This window comes from Klebsiella sp. MISC125 (assembly GCF_051131775.1).
Taxonomy (GTDB): domain Bacteria; phylum Pseudomonadota; class Gammaproteobacteria; order Enterobacterales; family Enterobacteriaceae; genus Klebsiella.
On sequence record NZ_CP180448.1, the window covers coordinates 976700 to 996241 of the forward strand.

Here is a 19542-nt window from a genome sequence, read left to right on the forward strand (position 1 = left end):
CAGCCCGCAGACAACTGTGAACTTGTAGCCCGGTCAGCGCAGCGCCACCGGGAGTTTTGTGATCCATTACACTGTGGATTTCCGGGTTGCCAGACCTTCAGACCGCATCGACCCGTAGCTCAGCGAGCGGGGGAGATGCGCTACGACGCCATCCACAGCCGCAGGCGCATCCCCCAACCGCTGGTCCAGCCGCTGGTGACCGACTTCACCTCGCCGCGCGAAATCACGACCAGAGTTGGCGTCACCTGCACATCCCACTGCCGTGAGAGCTGACCGCTGGCGTCGTTGATCGTCGGTAACGCCATCTTTTTATGCGCCAGCCATTTCTCCAGGGCGGCGTTATCGCCGGAGCGCAGCGCCACGGTTATAACGTTACCGCCATCGTCAGCCAACGCGGCCACCGATGGCGTGGTGTAACGACATATGCCGCACCATGTGGCCCAGACGTACAGCAGCAGCGGACGTTCGTGGCTCATTGCCGCCAGATCGACCGTCCGGCCATCAAGGGTTTGCAGCGGCGTGCTGGTGAAATTTTGCGGCAATGCGGGTTTACGTACGTAATCCACCGCCAGGCTTATCGCCACCCCAATCAATAGCAAGACGATCCCCTCGCGCAGCCAGCGCGTTAATTTACTGCGCATCCGCTTTCGCCAGCTGTTCTTTCACCAGCCCCTCCAGATCTGCTTCGGGGATTGCGCCCGCTACCATCTCGTCGCCGATAATGGTGGCCGGCGTGCCCTGAATATTCAGCACCTGCGACAAAATCAGGTTCATCTTTAGCGATTCCATGGTTTTCTCATCGATCTTCACCCCGTCAGTGGCGGTCTTCTGCTGCGCGGCGTGAATGCTGGCATCATCGTGATAGCCCTTTTTCGCCATCAGCCGCTGATGCAGCGCCCAAAACTTATCTGGCTGCTGCTGCCAGGTTGAGAGCGCGGCTTTGGCGGCGTTGACCGAACTTTGCCCCTTAAACGGCAGTAGCTTCACAATCAGTAAAACGTCAGGATTATCATGGACGATTTTCTCCAGCATTGGGTCGAACTGCTTGCAGTAAGGGCAGTTGTAATCCGTGAATGAGACGATGGTCAGTTTCGGCTCTTTGGCTCCCATACGCGGGCTTAAGGGATCGTTAAACAGCAGCCTGGCGAGCTGGTCATCGGTGGAAGATTCCGGCGCGGCCATGCTAAATGTTGCTATGCACAGCAGCAGTAATGCGGTGATGATTCTCATGATTATTTTCCTTTCGCAGCGGATAGGGTGGCGAGAAGCTCTTCTCGATTTAATAGCGCAGGCAGCGTCTGGCCCTGCGGTAACGCCGGTCCATAAATCTGATTGAACGGTACGGCGGCGCTGCCGCGAGCGGTCAGAAACTGGCTAATGGTGTCCGACGGTCGACTCCAGTCGCCGCGCAGCGCCACCACATCCGGGGCTGAGAGCGCCTCCTGTACCTCATCACGAAGCAATACGTTGTATTTATTGGCTTTACAGGTCACGCACCAGTCGGCGGTTACATCGACAAACACTCGCTGATGATTGGCCAGTGCGTCGGCAATCGCCTGTTCACTGAGCGGTTGCCAGTTGACGCGATCGTGGCGCGAACCCTGGCTTTCCGGTGGTGAAATCAAAGCCACCGCGACCGCAATCACCAGGGCCAGCGCTGCGGCCTGTAGCGCCGTACGCCAGCGGTAGCGCCAGGCCGTCGCCAGCAGCAGAACGAGAGTCAGAATCACCAACAGTGCGAGCACCGGCAGGCGACCTATGTGCACCGTCAGCAGACTTACCAGCCACAGCGACGAGGCGAGCATCATCAGCCCGAGAATGACCCGAACGCGGTTCATCCAGCGGCCTGGGCGAGGAAGATGTCGGGCGAAACCGGGCCAGGCGACAATCAGCAACCACGGCAGGCTCATTCCCAGACCCATCGCGAAGAAGATCCCCCACAGCAGCGGCAGTGGCGCAACGAGCGCCACCGATACGGCAGTGCCGAGAAACGGCGCGGTACACGGTGTGGCGAGAAGCGTGGCGAATGCCCCTTGCCAGAAGTGGCCCAATAAACCGCTTCCGCCGCGGGTGGCCAGAAACGTGCTGGTGTTAGAGGAGAGGCGAAACTCAAACAGCCCCATCAGGCTGGCGCTGAAAAGCACCATCACCAGCGCTATCGCACCGATAAACCACGGATTCTGGAACTGAATGCCCCAGCCCAGCGCCTGATTGCCCAGCCTTAACAGGGTCATCATCAGCGCCAGAGCGAGGAAAGAGGCGATAATCCCGCCAACGGATGCCAGGAACTGACGTCTTATTACCCCGCGCTGCTGGTTAGCGCTTTGCACCAGCGTGCCCAGCTTCATGGCCAGTACCGGCAGCACGCAGGGCATCACGTTGAGGATCAGGCCCCCGGCCAGCGCCATCAGCAGCACCCACCACAGAGACAGCTCCGGTGCGGCAGTCCCCTGAACAATGGCAACCCGGCTCTCCTCGGCCTGACCGCCCTCGGTAAGCACCAGCGACAAAGTCTTACCGCTGAGGTTTGGCGCAGCATCGCCCCAGCTATCGGTGACCGGCAGCGTGGCGATAAGCGTATTCCCCTTGATGGCGAAGGCGGGCTTGCCGAAATCCACGTCATCCATACTGTCGATAAATAGCGAGGGCTGCTGCCAGCCCGCTTCGCGAACGGCGGTGACCGTTAACTTACCGCTGATATAGCTGGCGCTACGCTGCGAGGTCAGGCCGTCCGTCAGCGGTAGAGTGCCCATCGCCCGCGTGAAGTCGTAGCGAAAATCGCTTCCTGCGGGGGAGGTCATATCCAGCGAGAAGGGATAGTCGGTGAGAATACAGACGTTGCTACAGGTTGATAGCGTCAGCACGCCGTGCAGGGTTTCCGGCAGTGGGCCGCGAATCTCCAGTGGGAAGCTGACGTTGCCGTGATAGCCCTGAGTAGAAATCCCGGCGACGTCAAAGCGCTGCGGCGTTGGCCAGTACCAACTGACATCAAGCGGTTTTGACCAGGTTATTGCCGGAGCAATTCCCCCTTCACCCGGTGAGCGCCAGTAGGTTTTCCAGCCCTTTTCCAGAGCGACGTCCAGCAGCAAGCGCGTTTCGCCGCTGCTCTCATTTTGCGCGCGCAGCCTGACGCTGGCGTGTTGATTATCGGCGGCGCGTAACCAGCCGCTGTCGGCGGCCTGGCTGACGGGCAGCCATAGCCAAAGCAGGCAGACCAGCAGTCGCCTGAATACCATAAACATAAATTTTCTCCGTAAATGAATGATTAACCTGAACCGTCAGGCCAGTGCTCATTCACGGAAAACGCATAATCGGAGATGCACCCGTAACCGGGGAGGAGAAATTTCGCGGGGAGGCCAGAGGCGCTCAATACGCGCAGGGTTTGCCGCCAGTACCGCCAGCAGCAGGGTGATGGCAAATAGCGCGCCTTCGAATAGTATCGGCGGAACGGCCATCAGCGATTTGGCGCTCAGCTCGCAGGGCGTCACAGGCTCATCGCTATTACTCTGACCCTGCTGTACCAATTGAGTGGCGGCAGTCGCATTTATGACAAGCGCATACATCCCGGCCATACGCTGCGCGGTGCATATCAGCACCACCAGACAGGCAAGGGCTACAAGAAGGATGGCTTTGCGTTGTCGCTTGATCATGATCGCCTCAATTATTCACGTGGCCTATCTTATCGGGCGAAAGCGTTTTGGCAATGTTAATGCTGTAAAGAAGTGTCTGTACCCGTCGTACTTCAAGTTGCAGGTGTGTTGACTGCGTTCGTTCACCCGAATCACTTACCAAAGTAAGCTCATCGGGATTCACTCTCTTGCCGCGTTACTCGGCCTACGGCCTCGCCCCTTCGGGGCCAGCGCAAGCGCTGTTCAAGGTACAAGTGCCTTGTCCTGCAACTCGAATTACTTAGGGTATATATCGAGGGGCTTTTTGCCCCCTCCCGGCCGGGAGAGGGCGAAAGCATTACAGTTTTTCACCGTTGCTGGCGATAACCTCTTTGTACCAGTTGAAACTTTTCTTACGCGAGCGCGACATATCGCCGGTGCCGTCGTCGTGTTTATTGACGTAGATAAAGCCGTAACGTTTGCTGTACTGGCCGGTGGTGAAGGAGACGCAGTCGATGCAGCCCCACGGGGTGTAGCCCATCAGCTCAACGCCGTCGTAAGTGACCGCTTTGATCATCTCTTCGACGTGTGCGCGCAGGTAGTCGATACGGTAGTCGTCGTTGATGCTGCCGTCTTCTTCGACTTTGTCATAAGCGCCAAAACCGTTTTCCACAATGAACAGCGGTTTTTGATAGCGTTCATACAGTTCGCACAGCGCATAGCGCAGGCCTACCGGGTCGATTTGCCAGCCCCAGTCGGAGGCTTTGACGTGCGGGTTCGGTACGCTGCCTTCAAAGCCAGAAATCGCGTCGCCGGTGCCGCCTTCCGCTTTCACCGCGTTGGTCATGTAGTAGCTGAAGCCGAGGTAAGCACAGGTCCCTTCACGCAGGATCTGCGCATCGCCGTCTTCCATTTTGATGTTAAAGCCGCGACGTTCCCATTCGTTCAGGACGTAGCTTGGGTAGTAACCGCGTAGCTGGACATCGGTAAAGACATAGCGCTCGCGCATTGACTCCTGAGCGAACATGATGTCTTCCGGCTTACAGGAGAACGGATAGAGGGGAACCATCGCCAGCATGCAGCCAACCTGCATATCCGGGTTGATTTGACGCGCCGCTTTTACCGCCAGCGCGCTGGCCACGAACTGGTGGTGTAGCACCTGGTACATGGTCTCTTCCGGGTTTTCATGATCGGTATAGACCACGCCCGAGCAGCAGTAGCCAAACAGCGGCGCACGCCAGTTGCGCTGGTTGTTGATCTCGTTAAAGGTCATCCAGTATTTCACTTTGTGCTTATAGCGCTCGAAGACCACTTCGGCGAAGCGCGCAAAGAAATCGACCACTTTACGGTTGGTCCAGCCACCATATTGCTGAACCAGATGCAGCGGCATCTCAAAGTGGGAGAGGGTGATAACCGGCTCGATGTTGTACTTCAACAGTTCATCGAACATGTCATCGTAAAACTTCAGGCCTTCTTCATTCGGCTGGGTTTCGTCGCCTAACGGGAAGATGCGGGTCCAGGCGATAGAGGTACGGAAACACTTAAAGCCCATCTCGGCAAACAGCTTGATGTCTTCTTTATAGTGGCCGTGGAAGTCGATGGCTTCGTGGTTCGGGTAGTATTTACCCGGCTCAACCTGCTGGGTTATCTCGCGTGGTACGCCGTGCGCGCCACCGGTCAGCACATCACAGATGCTTGGGCCTTTGCCGCCTTTATTCCAGCCGCCTTCAACCTGGTGCGCAGCTACCGCGCCACCCCATAAAAAGTCTTTCGGTAAAGGTATTTTTTTCATCTTTGCTGATCTCGTCATAATTACTTGTTGGTTTCGAGTCTAGCAAAGGGGATATAAATGTCACGATATAACAATTTGCCAGTTGTGGAATTTGTTACATCGAAAAAACAGGGTGTTATTTTTAGCTGAGTTTACGCGCTAATTTACGCCCGAGACTTTCAAGAATATAAATAACCGGGATCTGCGTCGTAATATCGTAGACGCCGCCGATACGCGTTTGCGGGACGTGCCACGAGAGATTAAAGTCCGCAAGCTTTGCCAGTCGCGAGTGTTCGTGGCTGGTGATGGACATCACTTTGCAGCGGTGCAGGCTGAACTGGCTAGCGAAACGCAGGATCTCTTCGGTTTCGCCGGAGACCGACAGCACGATCGCCAGCGCATTGCGCGCCATATCATTGGTGACCGGGAAATAAGGGTCATCGATATGATTGCTGAATTTCCCAACGTTAGAAAAGAAGCGGGCACCATATTTCGCCAGTGCGCCGGAAGTCCCCGCGCCAACGAAAATAATACGCTCAGAAGAGAGGATAATATCGACGGCCTGTTCCAGTAAGCCATCAAATTCATCGTTATTGACGCTTTTGAAAAAGCTCATTATTTCACTGGCACCGATATTTGCCTGTTGAGGCTCATTCTGCTCCAGATATAATTTAAAGCGTACGCGAAACTCTGAGTAGCCTTCGCACTGCAGCTTACGGCAGAAGCGCAGGACGGTTGTCGTAGAGACTCCGACGGCTTCCGCCAGTTCGCGGATGGTCATATACATCACTTTGTCACGATTCTTAATAACGTAGTGATAGACCATCATCTCAAGATTGTTGAGACTGGCGATAGCAGCGTGGGAGAAGATACTCACAGTGGCAAACTCACAATTCATAATGACCAGGACGGAATTATATCATGCAGCAGAATGACATTACCTTTTTTCAGCGCTTTCAGGACGACATCCTTGCCGGGCGTAAAACCATTACTATCCGCAATGCAGCCGAATCGCACTTTAAAGTGGGCGATATCCTGCGCGTTGGACGTTACGAAGATAACGGCTATTTTTGCACCATCCGCGTAGTGGCGACCTCAACGGTAACCCTGGAGACGCTGACCGATCTCCATGCGCAGCAGGAGAATATGACGCTGACGCAACTACGAGACGTGATTGCGGAGATCTATCCGGGTGAACAGCAGTTTTATGTCATTGAATTCGAAACGCTTTAATAAAATAGTGAACGACTGTTAGTTGAAATTTAACTGTAACACTATGATTTTATAGTGTTCATAAATATTCATCTTTTTATTTTAGCTAACAGGTGTTCACTGGAATCATTCTCAGTTAACCTAAGTGAGCACAAAAAGCGTACTTGTTTTCGGAGTCAAATATGGTTCGCAAACCATTAATCACTCAGGGATATTCTCTGGCAGAGGAAATTGCCAACAGCATCAGCCACGGGATCGGGCTGGTGTTTGGTATCGTCGGTCTGGTGTTGTTGTTGGTGCAGGCGGTAGATAGCAACGCTGGCGCAACGGCTATCACCAGCTACAGCCTGTACGGCGGCAGCATGATTTTGCTGTTCCTCGCCTCCACTCTCTATCACGCGATTCCGCATCAGCGGGCTAAGCTGTGGCTGAAAAAGTTTGACCACTGCGCCATCTATCTGCTGATTGCCGGGACCTACACGCCGTTCCTGCTGGTGGGGCTAAATTCACCGCTATCGCGCGGGCTGATGATTGTTATCTGGAGCCTGGCGCTGCTGGGGATCCTGTTCAAGCTGACCATCGCGCATCGCTTTAAGATCCTCTCACTGGTGACCTACCTGACGATGGGCTGGCTGTCGCTTATCGTGGTTTATCAGCTGGCGATTAAGCTGGCGGTGGGCGGCGTCACGCTGCTGGCGGTCGGCGGAGTGGTCTATTCGCTGGGGGTAATTTTCTACGTCTGCAAGCGCATTCCGTACAATCATGCAATCTGGCATGGGTTTGTGCTTGGCGGCAGCGTGTGCCACTTCCTGGCGATTTATCTGTACGTCGGACAGGTTTAAATTTCGAGAAATCTCCCGGCGCCTGTCCGGTAGCCCAGACAGGCGCGCCAGCGCCGCCTCCGGGAATTTCCACGGTTCCCAATCTCCTGCGGCCATCTTCCCGGTGGCGCTGCGCTGACTGGGCTACAAGTTCACAGACGTCTGCTGTCCGGTAGCCCGGACAGGCGCGCCAGCGCCGCCTCCGGGACATTCTCCGTTGGTGATAGCTTGCTTGCCAGGGCTACGGATTGTTTTTTTATTTAGACTACGGCTTTCACGATATCCATTAATCTGCGGATATCTTCTGGTCGTGTATTGCCGGTTTTCGGGTCGATTATCGAGCTGTAAACATGAGGCATCACGCGAGGTACGCCTGCTTCCAGACAGCTTTGCAAAATAATGCCAAAGTTATCGAGATCGATTCCGCCGGTTGGTTCTATCAGCGTCATCCCGTTGCGCGCAGCGGTGGTCGCCAGCACATACAGCTCCGGTAGCGACTTCTCACCGCCCATTGGGAAAAACTTCGCCGCATGCGCCCCTGAATCCTGCATCATACGTACCGCCGCATCGCAGGAAACGCGGGCGGGCGTTCCCTGACTACTGCTGACTCCTGTTGAAATCAGCACCTCGCCCGGCGTTCCCGTCGGGCTGACCAGCGCGTTAATGTGCGTCTGTTCGCCGCCCGTCGCCGCCAGCGCCCCTGCCGCGAAACCGCAGCCGGTAAAGGTCTGGTTGACGTGCGCCGGATGAACCGCTGACGCAATCATCGCTGCCTTGTAATACTGTGCCGGATCCCCGGCCCCCAGCCCTACCGAAATGGACGGTACCTCCACCATCCAGCGTTTGACCTCCTGAACGCCGTCTTCCACTGAGGCAAACTGCGCGGAGAGCACGCCGATTACCGCATGGCCCTCTGCGGCATCATAGATTTCCCTGGCATTGGCAATATCTTTCGCCAGCACGTTGATCGCCACTCGTTGGCGATAAAAATTAATCTGCTGCATGGTCTGCAATCTCCTTGAGTCGCGCCACGATTAACGCCATTTCCCCTTCTGCGACCGTCCGCGGATCGAGGCTAAATACGCCCTGATGAAGGTTATAGCGTCGGGCATAAATGGCGATATCGCCGCCGCGCAGTTGCGCTTCCACTTCACAGGCGTCAATGCCTAACGCCTGCGCATTCACCCGGATACGAATACGCCAGATGGCGCGCCCTGCTTCATCCTGCTCAATATCGGCGCTCAGCCCGCGAATCGCGGAAATTGCCTCCGCCACTGGCTTCAGTTGTTCGGCAGTCACTACCGCCTGCTCCTGATGATAATTTTCCAGCGCGTACACCAGCCCAACCATATTCTCCTTACCGATTTTCATCGCCCTGGCGATGCCGTGGTGCTGTGCTTTACAGGCAGCGATCCACGGTTTCTTACCGGTGATAAACCCGGAGGTGGGCGCGTTAAAGGCTTTTGCCCCGCTGTAGACAACCATATCCGCTCCGCTCGCCACCCAGGCGTGCAAATCCTCCTCGGCGGCGGCATCAACAATCAGCGGCAGGTTGCGAACCTGTGCGACCTGCACAAAGTCTTCAATGCTCAACATCCCTTTCTGCACGCAGTGGTGTGATTTCACATACAGCAGCGCGGCGGTGTTGTCAGTAATCGCGCTCTCCAGTTGCCAGCGGGCCGCCAGGTTGCTCGAACCCACCTCTACCACACGCCCGCCGCCGAGGCGAATGGCGCTGGTAATCGGCGCACCGTAGTCGACGTTATGCCCGCGCAGCATCACTACTTCGTTGGCCATACCGGAGCTGTCCGGCATCAGCGTGACCCTGGCCTGGTCACCACGAGTAATGGCGGCGGCGACGGCAATGGCGATGCCCGCCGAAGCGCAGGAAGTGACGTAACTGTCCTCAGCGCCGGTAAAGCGGGAAACCAGCTCGCCAGTACGGTCCACCAGTCTGTCGATTTCCACAAAGGCTGAAGCCGCCCGAGCCGTGGCCTGCATCACCTGTGGCGCGACGCTGGAGACGCCCAGAATCGTCATCTTGCCGCAGGCGTTAATAACTTGCTTTAGCCCCAGCTGTTGATAGATGTTCTGCGTCATGGCTTACAGTACTCCCAACAGCGAACAGACCACGCTCAGCGCGACAATCGACAGCAAAATAGTGGTGTAACGCGGCCCTTTCTTCAGCAGATAGAAGTAGACCGCGAATACCGCCGCTAGCGGCAGCAGGCCCGGTGCGATGGAGTCGAGGATCTGCTGGACGACCACCTCAGAACCTTTCAGGGCGCTGATTTTTAACGGCGTGGTAATTTTGACGTAGCTCGCCGAAAGCGCGCCCATCATGATCAAACCGAGCACGTTCGCGCCGTAGATCAGTTCTTTGATTCGCCCCCCTTGCAGCAGGCCGATTATTGAGTCGCGCCCCAGCGTGTAGCCTTTGTGCACCATGCCGTAGCTAATCGCCAGCGTAATCGCCGGGTAGAGAATTAAGGGCACAATACCGCCCATTGCGCTGCCGTTGGCGGCGAACGGAATAAAAATAGCAATCAGCAGCGGCATCACGGCGGCCCAGATAATGGAGTCGCCCATCCCGGCCAGCGGCCCCATCAGGCCGGTTTTAATCCCGGTGATTGAAGCATCGCTAATCGGCTCGCCGCGGGTTTTTTGCTCCTCCATCGCAATGGAGATCCCCTGAATCACCGCACCAAAGGTCTGTTCCGAGTTGAAGAAGTTCAGATGACGTTTTAGCGCCTCTACCTGCTCCTCTTTTTGCGGGTAAAGCTTTTTGATGATCGGCGTCATCGAGGCGCAGAAAATCAGGCTTTGCAAACGCTCATAGGAGCTGGAAACTTCCGCACCCAACCAGTAGATAAACCAGGCTTTAGTGATATCGGCTTTGGTCAGTGTGCCGCTTACTCGTGCGCGTTCGACCAGTTCATTCTGCATTACGTCGCTGCTCATCATGCTGCTCCTTCATTTTTCGCCAGGCCTTTAATCAGGAAGGCCACGCAGGTACCGAAGATGGCCATCGCCATGATGTCTACCTTCAGATAGAGCACCGCGAAGAATCCACCAATGAACCACGGCAGCAGGCTCTTTTTACCGATCACCATAATGGTGATGGCGAAACCCAGAGCCGGGAGGATCCCGCCCATGATTTCAAAGGAGTGGGTCAGCCAGTGCGGCATCAGCTTGAGGAAACTTTCCACAACGTTCTGGCCGAAATAGTTGGCGGCAAATACCACCGGGAAGCGCAGTACCAGCCCAAGCAGTGCCGGGTAGAGGAAGGCGCAGCGCATAATGCCCGCCATATTCGCCGTTTCCGCATGTTTATCCGCCATATGCACCCAGGCGGCGTTCAGCGTACGACGCAACTGGTCGAGGAACACGCCGATCACGCCAAACGGAATCGCCAGCGCTATCGCCAGGTTCGGATCCATCCCGGCCTTCACGGCAATGGGAATAGCAATACAGGCGGCCAGCGCCGGGTCCGACGGTACGTTACCGCCCGGCGTCGAAGTTACGCCGAGATAAACGAGCTGCATGCCCGCACCAATAATCATTGCCGTTTGCATATTGCCGAGCAGCAAGCCGACGAAGACGGCGATAACCACCGGCTGAAGCAGCATGGCGGAGAAGGTGTAGCCAAGGCGTAATCGGGCAAACCAGTAATACAATCCCATCAGGCTTGCAAAGACTAAAGTATCCATAATATTTTCCTATACACTTCATCCTTCAGGCTGCCTCTTTGTTGTCTACCTTCGCTCACCCCAGTCACTTACTTTAGTAAGCTCCAGGGGATTCACTCAGTTGCCGCCTCGATGCATCCAGAATGATTTTGTGTATGTTAAATGGTTAGAATTTTTTCAGGATATCGTCCAGAGACTGCGGCTTATCTTCCGGAATGGTCTGGAATACTGCCTTAATCCCGCGACTTTTCAGGTCGTTAAGAATGCCAACGTCTTTTTCATCCAGCGTGATGTTCTGGAAAACGACTTTGCGGTTTGGTCCGCCGCCTAAACCACCCACCTGAATGGCGGAGACATCAACCCCCAGCTGTACGGCTTCCTGAATCGCCGCCAGAGAAGGGAACAGCACCAGCACATTGCCATCGCCAAGCTGATTTTCTTTCCACGATGCCGCAAAGCTCTGATTGCTGTAGCAATCCACTTTAATGTTTGGCGGCGCGGCCATCAGATAGATGTTTTTCATAAACGGATCGGCGTCCAGCTCATCACTGACTACCGCAATCCGGTTGGCCTGAGATTGTCCGACCCACTTTGTCACCACCTGTCCATGAATCAGGCGGCTGTCGATGCGACATAACACGATGTTAGCCATAATATTTTTCCCTTATTGTGGTTGTTGTAATTGACGAACGTGGGCGACAACGTCCAGACAGCTGCTGCGTGCGGCTTCCACCAGCTCGGCCACGCAGGCAGAGAGCGGCCCCTCTTCACGCCTGTCCAGCGCCTCCAGCAACAGCGAGGCATTTAGCCCGGAAACCACCGCCACCGGATAATCTGCACTCAGTCGCGCCGCCACGTTTGAGGTGGTACCGCCAACAAAATCGGTCAGAATGAGTGAGCCTTCCGGCATGGTTTTCACAACGGCTTCGACACGCTGGTAAAATTCGCCCAGCGTATCGACGGGCATCAGCGCAATTTCCGTCACGCCTTTGATTTCGCCCGTCACCATGCACAGGCTGTTGCAAAGCTGTTGCCCCCAGCCGCCATGCGTCAGCAGCAGGATTTGGGACAAGGGTTCAGTGGTAGTCAAAATGGCCTCCTGGCTCTATTACGTTTACACACGTAGTAAGAGCAAAGGCTGTGCCAGAATTTGTGTCACGTGGGGGAGAAGAGAGGGCTGGCGAGGCGCAGAGCCACGCCAGATAAGGGGTTAGCGATACAACAGTTCGTAGATATAAAAATATTCCGCGTCGGATAAACGGATGGCATAAGCCTCTTCGATCGGCAGGAAGGCGGATTTAATGACACTAAACGCCCGGGCATCCAGATCGGGCTTGTTCTCCAGCGACATCTGTAACGGTTTGCGGTTAATCACGATACGCTCGACCATACAGCAGCAGTGGATCAGGAAGCGCAGTGTCACCTGGCGGCTCGGTTTCAGCGAAAGCGAGGTGGTCAGATGGTTGAGCACGCCTTCCATCTCTTTGAGAATGCGCTGAGGATTGAGCACCGAAATATGGTTGATGATGCTTTCCATGGTTAGCGCGCTGATAAAACGCATCGCGCTGCGCTCCATCTCCAGGCGGCGTTCGCTGCTTGAGAGATCCGGTGTCAGCAGGCTTAGCACCAGCTCCGGCCCCTGTTCGGAGAACAATTCTTCCAGCGAGATAAACGGAATATCCGGCAGACCGGGCTGGAAGGTGCCGACAATTCCCGCCAGCCGTTCGCTGGGGTTAATCGCCTGCTGGACCCGCTCCAGACTGCGCACCTCGTTGTAGTCGAGGATCACCATCCGCGTGTCCTCTGACATCAGTTCGCCAAAGCTTTCCTCCAGCACCTTTTTGATTTTCTCCGCCGTGCCCATGCCGGTAATGCAGGAGATTACCAGTACTTTACCGCCGTTCTCCTGCTGCGGCGTGCAGAGCTGGCAGGGGATATCTTTACTCTGCATTAACGCCGCCAACTGTGGTAACTCGCTGGTTTCATAGCTTAAATCCAGCCCTAACTCCAGCAGGCTGGTCAGCGTGATATTGGGCATCAGCAGTACATCAATCTGAAATAGCTTGCTGATAGTACTGCCAAAATGCACCAGTGAACCGATATCTACCATCAATATCAGCCGCTGCCAGCGTCGGGCCTGGATCATCTGGATTAACGTTTCGAGGGTGTCATGCACCGACTGCTCAAACGGCATGTCAATGGCGCTAAACAGCTCGCGCTCCAGCACCCGGTTCACGTACTGCGCCTGGCTGGTGGCCGTCGTCGAACCATGGGCAATCAAAATCACCCCGCAGTCCGGGCTGGCGTCGATGCGCTGGCGGTAATGTCGACACTCCTTCAGGAACAGGCATAGCCAGACCACTTCCGTCGCCGGGCACTGGATATGCAGTAGCTCGTTGATTTTTCGACACAGCAGCGTGGCGTTGTCGTATTCATCTTTACAGCGGTCGAGGATCAGGCTGGAGGAGTAAAGCTGCGGGATAAGACCACGCTGCACGTAGCCAATCAGCGCCAGAAAGTGCTTACGCAGCGGATTCACCAGGTTTTCAGGCAGCGTAAAACCCAGTACCTGCTCTACGCAGCCAATCAGCAGCGTCACGCGCTCCTCAATCTGATCGCCATAGCGCGGCGGATGGGCAATATTGTCGCGGCTGTAGAGACCATATTCAAAAATTGAACTGAGCTTGTTTTTCAGGATTGCCAGCGTTTCAGCTGGCGGAACGTTGCTGTTGCGCAGATTGACATATTCGCGAGTCAGGAAGCTGTAAAAGAGATCGCTCTCTTCAATCTCCGCTCCCGTCGCCAGCGAGGTTTTCAACGCCGGCAGCGTGCGCGCATCAACACTTAGCCGCTCTTTACCGTCAAATAGCGTATCGACCAGCAGACGCTGCTCCGGCGTGGCGTTAAACGGCATCTCCGCCAGCCGTTTATCCAACTGTAGCGTATCGCTATGCTCCGTCATCCCTGATGCCCACGCCTGGGCACACAGGAACTGAATATCACTTTTGAGCTGGCCAATATTGCCTTCCAGCGGTTTATTTAACAGCCAGAGCAGCAGCGTTTTGTCGATGCTTATTGTGCGCTCGATTTTACGGCTCTCACGCTGTAAGAAACCGACAATCAATTCAACCTGCTCTTCCACCGAGCGCTGGCGAATACCGGGCAGATCGATGCAGACCTGAATACGCCGCTGGAAGGTGCGCAACAGCGCCGAGCTGACCGGTTCAGTCGTTGCACAAATCAGGCGTACCGAAATTGAGCGCGCAGTGGCGCTTGAGCCGAGAGGGCGATACTGGCCTTTGTCGAGAATGGAGAATAGCTTTTCCTGCCCTTCATACGGCAGACGGTGGACCTCATCAAGCAGTAGATAGCCACCATCGGCCTGTTCAACCAAACCGGGTTTATTCTCGTTTGCTCCGGTAAATGCGCCCTGACGGTGACCAAACAGGTGCGAGGAGAGCAGTTCCGGGTTATGGGCATATTCTGCACAGTTAAAGTAGACCAGCGGCGGCGCAGTTCCCGTTGCATGTTCGCAGGCAAAGCGATGCATCAGTTCGGCAAAGAAGGTTTTGCCAACGCCGGAAGGGCCGGTCAACAGCACATGCAACCCGTGGGGATAAAGTACCGCAGCGCGGCCTTTTTCCACCGCGTCACGCAGACTACGGTCATAACCAATCAGGCCGCTAAAAGGGTCATCAGTCGAGTGGTCTTCCTGATGGGGGAGCAGATCGGCAACCGTGCGCACTTCACGCTCGGACTCCTCCAGCGTGCGTCCTAGCAGCGTTTCTACCGCTTGACGGTGCAGGAAGAATACCGGACGGCCACGGCTCTTAATGACCAAACCGTCGCTCCACAACTGATTGAGATCTTTACTCACTGAGTTACGCGCCAGCCCAAGGTTAAAGCCGATGGCTTCTGCCGTAAACGCCGTCTCCTGCGCTAAATCTGCAAGACTCAAGCCGCTCGTCAGCCGCGCCAGCTCTCCCTGTATTACCTCAATCCGTCTCATTCTCTTTACCGCTTAAGAAATAAATGATTGTTCAGAACATACACTATTCTGCTATGCATGAAAGTGGCCTGGGGCCAGAGATGGTGCATTAGCTCAAAGACGGATATGGCCGTTGAGAGACTGCAGGGAGGCGGTATCGTTTTCGGGAGATTCCCCGGTGGAGCTACTATTATGGCCGGCTACAAGTTCACAGCTGTCTGCTGTCCGGTAGCCCGGACAGGCGCATTGCGCCGCCTCCGGGGAGACGGCTTAATTGAGGCTTAACCTTCTTCCAGCGAATACGGCAGCGGTTCGATGCTCAGGCTACCGGCATCATCGCGCACACGGAATACGCTGTCCGGCTCCATATCGTTATTCATCACCACCTGCACCAGCAGGCGACCATCGTCTAACTGCACGGCGGCTAAAACGGTGCCGGTACGACGCCAGTTTTCACCCATTTTCAGCTCAAGATCCTCCCCGGCTTCCGGCACGCGGCTGGCTTTCCCCGCCAGGGACCACAGAGCACGCTTGTTGGCACCGCGGAATTTTGCGCGGGCAACCATTTCCTGACCGGTGTAGCAGCCTTTCTTAAAGCTGATGCCGCCCAATGCCTGAAGGTTAGTCGCTTGCGGAATAAACTGTGCGCTGTTGGCGCTGTCGATAACCGGCAGTCCGGCTTCAATATTCAGCGCCAGCCACTGCTGGCTGTTGTTAAGCTGCGCTTCACCGCGTAGGGCCTCGGTGACGCGGGTGGCGGTTGCCTCATCGGTCACCAGCAGGAAACGCTCGGCCGGATGCTCAAACCACAGCAGGCTGGTGGATCCTTCACTGACAACCTGTTTATCGGCATTCGGCAGTTCGCTAAACAGCGGTGCCAGCGCGGCACGGGCCTGGAAACCGGCGACGCCCAGCAGCACCAGTTCATCATCGGCGGCGATCGTCACTTTAGAGAACACCGCGTATTTTTTCAGTTCAGTCAATTGCGCGTCGCGCAGGCTGCGGCGTTCAATCCACGCAAACCCCTCGTTACGGCGGAAAACGCGCAGATTGCTCCACATCTTGCCTTTAGCATCGCAATGCGCGGCAAGCAGGTGCTGCTCGTTGGTTAGTTGACTGATATCAGCGGTAATCTGCCCTTGCAGATATTTTTCGCCATCCGCACCGGTAATCGTCGCCAGCGCCCAGTCATCCAGCGTCATCAGCGTTAACGGAAGACGCGCGCAAGAGGAAGGCTGACGCGGAGGAAAAGGTGTAAAAGCCATAGTCATATCCCGAATAGCTTAACGCAGAGTGTGTGACTAATGGTAAAAGAGCTAGAGTGCAATGCAAGCGCTTTCGGCAAGCCATTTGTGCCCTCAATGGTGGGAAGCTATACCGCAGGAAATAATGAAAGACCTGATAATTTTAGGGTTTTCATGGAGGCGCGCTCGCGAATCTTGATATTCCTGTGAAGTCAGTGGCGAAAACGGGTTAAACTAAGAAATATTTATAAGTAGGAAGTAAAACATGGATATTAACAATAAAGCTCGTATCCACTGGGCGTGTCGCCGGGGGATGCGTGAACTCGATATCTCCATCATGCCGTTTTTTGAGTACGAGTACGATACGCTCAGCGATGGCGACAAGCTGTTGTTCATCCGCCTGCTGGAAAACGACGATCCGGACCTGTTCAACTGGTTAATGAACCATGGTGAACCGGCTGATGCGGAACTGCAACGGATGGTAAAATTAATTCAGATACGGAATCGGGAACGTGGTCCTGTGGCAATCTGATTTACGCATCTCATGGCGAGCGCAGTGGTTCTCACTGCTGCTGCATGGTGTTGTGGCGGCACTCGTGCTGCTGATGCCCTGGCCGCTCAGCTACACCCCGTTATGGCTGATACTGCTGTCGCTGGTGGTGTTTGACTGCGTGCGCAGCCAGAGGCGGATTCACGCCCGTCAGGGCGAAATAAAACTGCTGATGGACTCCCGACTGCGCTGGCAAAAAGCGGAGTGGGAAATCGTCGGTACCCCATGGGTGATCAATAGCGGAATGCTGCTGCGTCTGCGGGATATAAAAAACCACCGTACCCAGCATCTGTGGGTCGCAGCAGATAGTATGGACGCGGGAGAGTGGCGCGACCTGCGCCGACTGGTGTTACAGAAATCGGCGCAAGATTAAGTCAAGCCTCAGGCGAACTGCTCAGCCATTTCGCCGAGGATTTGCTCGCACCAACTCTGGATGCGTTCATCGCTCAGGTCGTACTGGTTAGTTTCATCCAGCGCCAGCCCAACAAACAGCTGCCCGTCGGCGATAACCGGTTTCGGACTGGTAAACTCATAGCCTTCAGTTGGCCAATAGCCGATGAACTTCACGCCTTTGGTTGCCAGCTTGTCGTGCAGCATACCCAGTGCATCAAGGAACCATTCGCCGTAGCCTAATTGGTCGCCCATACCGTATAGCGCGACGATCTTATCTTGCAGATCCAGCGTATCGAGCTGTTGCCAGACGGCCTCCCAATCTTCCTGGATTTCACCGAAATCCCAGGTTGGAATGCCGAGGATCAGCACGTCATATTGCGTCATCAGGGCAGGGGAATCATCTTTCAGGTTGTGCAGCGTCACCAGTTCAGGGCCGATGATATCGCGGATTTTTTCCGCCGCCATTTCGGTGTAGCAGGTGCTGGAACCGTAAAAAAGACCTATGTTCATCGCAAAAATGTCTCAATTCTTGTTGTGACTTTGTGCTTAGTCTACCAGAAAGGCTGCGCCAGCCTGCAACTCGAATTATTTAGGGTATAATGACGCCGTTTTGATAAGCAAAGAGGCCGATGTGAAACAGGATCTCGCACAAATCGAGCAGTTTCTCGATGCTTTATGGCTGGAGCGTAATCTGGCGGAGAACACGCTAAGCGCCTACCGCCGGGATCTGACGATGGTGGTCGAATGGCTGCATCATCGCGAGCTGTCGCTTGCCAGCGTTAGCGGCGAGGATCTCCAGTCGCTGTTGGCGGAGCGCCAGACCGGCGGCTATAAAGCCACCAGTACTGCGCGCTTACTGAGCGCCGTACGTCGTTTCTTTCAGCATCTTTATCGGGAAAAAATCCGCCCGGATGATCCAAGCGCGCTGCTGGCATCGCCAAAGCTGCCGCAGCGTTTGCCCAAGGATCTGAGCGAAGCCCAGGTTGAACGCCTGCTGCAGGCACCGCTGGTGGAGCAACCGCTGGAGCTGCGCGATAAAGCGATGCTGGAAGTACTGTACGCGACGGGTCTGCGCGTCTCAGAACTGGTGGGTCTGACCATGAGCGACATCAGCCTGCGCCAGGGTGTTGTGCGCGTGATTGGTAAAGGCAATAAAGAACGACTGGTACCGTTAGGCGAAGAGGCGGTACTGTGGGTTGAGAATTACCTTGAGTACGGGCGTCCCTGGCTGCTGAACGGCGTGGCGTCCGATGTGCTTTTTCCCAGCCAGCGCGCGCAGCAGATGACGCGCCAGACGTTCTGGCATCGGATTAAACACTATTCCGTACTGGCGGGGATTGACAGCGCAAAGCTCTCCCCGCACGTGTTACGCCATGCGTTCGCCACGCATTTACTTAACCATGGCGCGGACTTACGCGTGGTGCAGATGCTGTTAGGACACAGCGATCTCTCCACAACGCAGATCTACACCCACGTGGCGACCGAGCGTCTGCGACAACTTCATCAACAGCATCACCCGCGTGCGTGAGCGCTGAATAAAAAGGATTGAGTATGAAAAAAGGTTTACTGATGTTCACCCTGCTGGCGACCACCTTATCCGGTGCAGCACATGCCGATAGCGCGGCGATTAAGCAGCTGCTGGCAAAGCTGGGTGTGCAGAGCACGGACGTGCAACCTTCTCCGGTCAAGGGCATCAGCACCGTGTTGACGGATAGCGGCGTTCTGTACGTCACCGATGATGGTAAGCACATCATCCAGGGGCCGATGTACGATGTCAGCGGCGCGCAGCCGGTAAACGTTACCAACACGTTGCTGGCCGGTAAGCTCAACGCGCTGGAAAAAGAGATGATTGTCTACAAAGCGCCGCAGGAAAAACACGTCATCACCGTCTTCACCGACATTACCTGTGGCTATTGTCACAAGCTGCATGAGCAGATGAGCGACTACAACGCGCTGGGTATCACCGTGCGCTACCTGGCCTTCCCGCGCCAGGGACTGCAAAGCGAAGCCGAGCAGAATATGAAGGCTATCTGGTGCGCCAAAGATCCTAACAAAGCGCTGGATAACGCCATGAGCGGCAAAGCCGTAGAGGCTGCCAGCTGCGATGTTGATATCGCTAAACACTACACGCTTGGCGTGCAGCTTGGTGTTAACGGCACCCCTGCGATGGTGTTGAGCGACGGGACCCTTATGCCGGGCTATCGCGATCCTAAAGACCTGAAAGCGCTCCTCGATGAGCATCAAAAACAGACAAGCGGTAACTGAT

General features: G+C 55.4%; 21 protein-coding genes. 6 read left to right on the plus strand and 15 right to left on the minus strand.

What is annotated here, in order from left to right; translation table 11 throughout:
- Positions 1-140: 140 nt before the first annotated feature.
- The 6 genes from ACMYSL_RS04690 to ACMYSL_RS04715 all read right to left on the minus strand — a co-directional run bounded on the left by ACMYSL_RS04690 (position 141) and on the right by ACMYSL_RS04715 (position 6250).
- Positions 141-641, minus strand: a complete 501-nt coding sequence (locus ACMYSL_RS04690; RefSeq protein WP_434661569.1) for a protein disulfide oxidoreductase — start codon at positions 639-641, stop codon at positions 141-143.
- Positions 631-1230 carry a DsbA family protein gene (locus ACMYSL_RS04695; protein WP_434661570.1) on the minus strand — a complete coding sequence of 200 codons (600 nt, stop codon included), beginning with the start codon at positions 1228-1230 and terminating at the stop codon, positions 631-633. Before ACMYSL_RS04695 ends, ACMYSL_RS04690 begins: the two co-directional genes overlap by 11 nt.
- A 2-nt stretch (positions 1231-1232) precedes the next feature.
- The gene (locus ACMYSL_RS04700; RefSeq protein ID WP_434661572.1) at positions 1233-3242 is read right to left on the minus strand and encodes a protein-disulfide reductase DsbD family protein; all 2010 of its coding nucleotides are present in this window, start codon (positions 3240-3242) and stop codon (positions 1233-1235) included.
- Between the two features lie 48 nt (positions 3243-3290).
- Positions 3291-3650 (minus strand): copper resistance protein, encoded by a 360-nt coding sequence (locus ACMYSL_RS04705; RefSeq protein WP_434661573.1) that lies wholly within the window; start codon positions 3648-3650, stop codon positions 3291-3293.
- Positions 3651-3966: 316 nt separating this feature from the next.
- Complete coding sequence (gene bglA / locus ACMYSL_RS04710; protein WP_434661574.1) at positions 3967-5400, minus strand: 6-phospho-beta-glucosidase BglA; 1434 nt, start codon at positions 5398-5400, stop codon at positions 3967-3969.
- A gap of 121 nt (positions 5401-5521) precedes the next feature.
- Positions 5522-6250 (minus strand): MurR/RpiR family transcriptional regulator, encoded by a 729-nt coding sequence (locus ACMYSL_RS04715; RefSeq protein ID WP_182240537.1) that lies wholly within the window; start codon positions 6248-6250, stop codon positions 5522-5524.
- A gap of 50 nt (positions 6251-6300) precedes the next feature.
- Here ACMYSL_RS04715 and yqfB point away from each other — a divergent pair, with 50 nt between their 5' ends.
- Together yqfB and trhA are read left to right on the plus strand one after the other, a co-directional pair.
- Positions 6301-6612, plus strand: a complete 312-nt coding sequence (yqfB, locus tag ACMYSL_RS04720; RefSeq protein ID WP_434661575.1) for a N(4)-acetylcytidine aminohydrolase — start codon at positions 6301-6303, stop codon at positions 6610-6612.
- 161 nt (positions 6613-6773) lie between these two features.
- Positions 6774-7433 (plus strand): PAQR family membrane homeostasis protein TrhA, encoded by a 660-nt coding sequence (gene trhA / locus ACMYSL_RS04725; RefSeq protein ID WP_112216534.1) that lies wholly within the window; start codon positions 6774-6776, stop codon positions 7431-7433.
- A 239-nt stretch (positions 7434-7672) separates the two neighbouring features.
- Here trhA and dagF read toward each other — a convergent pair whose 3' ends face one another.
- From dagF to ygfZ, 8 genes are all read right to left on the minus strand, one after another.
- A complete protein-coding gene (gene dagF, locus ACMYSL_RS04730; RefSeq protein ID WP_434661577.1) occupies positions 7673-8416 on the minus strand; it encodes a 2-dehydro-3-deoxy-phosphogluconate aldolase in 744 nt (247 codons plus the stop codon).
- Complete coding sequence (gene dgaE, locus ACMYSL_RS04735; protein WP_434661578.1) at positions 8403-9512, minus strand: D-glucosaminate-6-phosphate ammonia lyase; 1110 nt, start codon at positions 9510-9512, stop codon at positions 8403-8405. Before dgaE ends, dagF begins: the two co-directional genes overlap by 14 nt.
- A 3-nt stretch (positions 9513-9515) precedes the next feature.
- A complete protein-coding gene (locus tag ACMYSL_RS04740; protein WP_167492726.1) occupies positions 9516-10376 on the minus strand; it encodes a PTS system mannose/fructose/sorbose family transporter subunit IID in 861 nt (286 codons plus the stop codon).
- Entirely contained in the window at positions 10373-11122 is a 750-nt protein-coding gene (locus tag ACMYSL_RS04745) for a PTS mannose/fructose/sorbose/N-acetylgalactosamine transporter subunit IIC (RefSeq protein ID WP_110276708.1), read from the minus strand. Before ACMYSL_RS04745 ends, ACMYSL_RS04740 begins: the two co-directional genes overlap by 4 nt.
- 145 nt (positions 11123-11267) lie before the next feature.
- The gene (locus tag ACMYSL_RS04750) at positions 11268-11753 is read right to left on the minus strand and encodes a PTS system mannose/fructose/N-acetylgalactosamine-transporter subunit IIB (RefSeq protein ID WP_434661580.1); all 486 of its coding nucleotides are present in this window, start codon (positions 11751-11753) and stop codon (positions 11268-11270) included.
- 12 nt (positions 11754-11765) lie between these two features.
- Positions 11766-12191: a PTS sugar transporter subunit IIA gene (locus ACMYSL_RS04755; protein WP_182234860.1), complete on the minus strand. Its 426-nt coding sequence runs from the start codon at positions 12189-12191 to the stop codon at positions 11766-11768.
- 120 nt (positions 12192-12311) lie between these two features.
- On the minus strand, positions 12312-15110 hold the full coding sequence (dagR, locus tag ACMYSL_RS04760) for a transcriptional regulator DagR (protein WP_434661581.1): 2799 nt from the start codon (positions 15108-15110) through the stop codon (positions 12312-12314).
- A 260-nt stretch (positions 15111-15370) separates the two neighbouring features.
- Entirely contained in the window at positions 15371-16354 is a 984-nt protein-coding gene (gene ygfZ, locus ACMYSL_RS04765) for a tRNA-modifying protein YgfZ (RefSeq protein WP_182234856.1), read from the minus strand.
- A gap of 244 nt (positions 16355-16598) precedes the next feature.
- On the opposite strand from ygfZ, the gene sdhE reads away from it, so the two are divergent.
- Positions 16599-16865: an FAD assembly factor SdhE gene (gene sdhE / locus ACMYSL_RS04770; protein ID WP_110276703.1), complete on the plus strand. Its 267-nt coding sequence runs from the start codon at positions 16599-16601 to the stop codon at positions 16863-16865.
- Complete coding sequence (locus ACMYSL_RS04775; protein ID WP_434661583.1) at positions 16846-17256, plus strand: protein YgfX; 411 nt, start codon at positions 16846-16848, stop codon at positions 17254-17256. The genes sdhE and ACMYSL_RS04775 overlap by 20 nt, the downstream gene beginning before the upstream one ends.
- An 8-nt stretch (positions 17257-17264) precedes the next feature.
- On the opposite strand, the gene fldB is transcribed toward ACMYSL_RS04775, so the two are convergent.
- A complete protein-coding gene (fldB, locus tag ACMYSL_RS04780) occupies positions 17265-17786 on the minus strand; it encodes a flavodoxin FldB (protein ID WP_182234854.1) in 522 nt (173 codons plus the stop codon).
- Positions 17787-17907: 121 nt separating this feature from the next.
- Between fldB and xerD the strand changes: the two genes are divergently transcribed.
- Together xerD and dsbC are read left to right on the plus strand one after the other, a co-directional pair.
- A complete protein-coding gene (gene xerD, locus ACMYSL_RS04785) occupies positions 17908-18804 on the plus strand; it encodes a site-specific tyrosine recombinase XerD (protein ID WP_181484941.1) in 897 nt (298 codons plus the stop codon).
- 23 nt (positions 18805-18827) lie between these two features.
- On the plus strand, positions 18828-19541 hold the full coding sequence (dsbC, locus tag ACMYSL_RS04790; protein WP_181484942.1) for a bifunctional protein-disulfide isomerase/oxidoreductase DsbC: 714 nt from the start codon (positions 18828-18830) through the stop codon (positions 19539-19541).
- Position 19542: the final 1 nt, after the last annotated feature.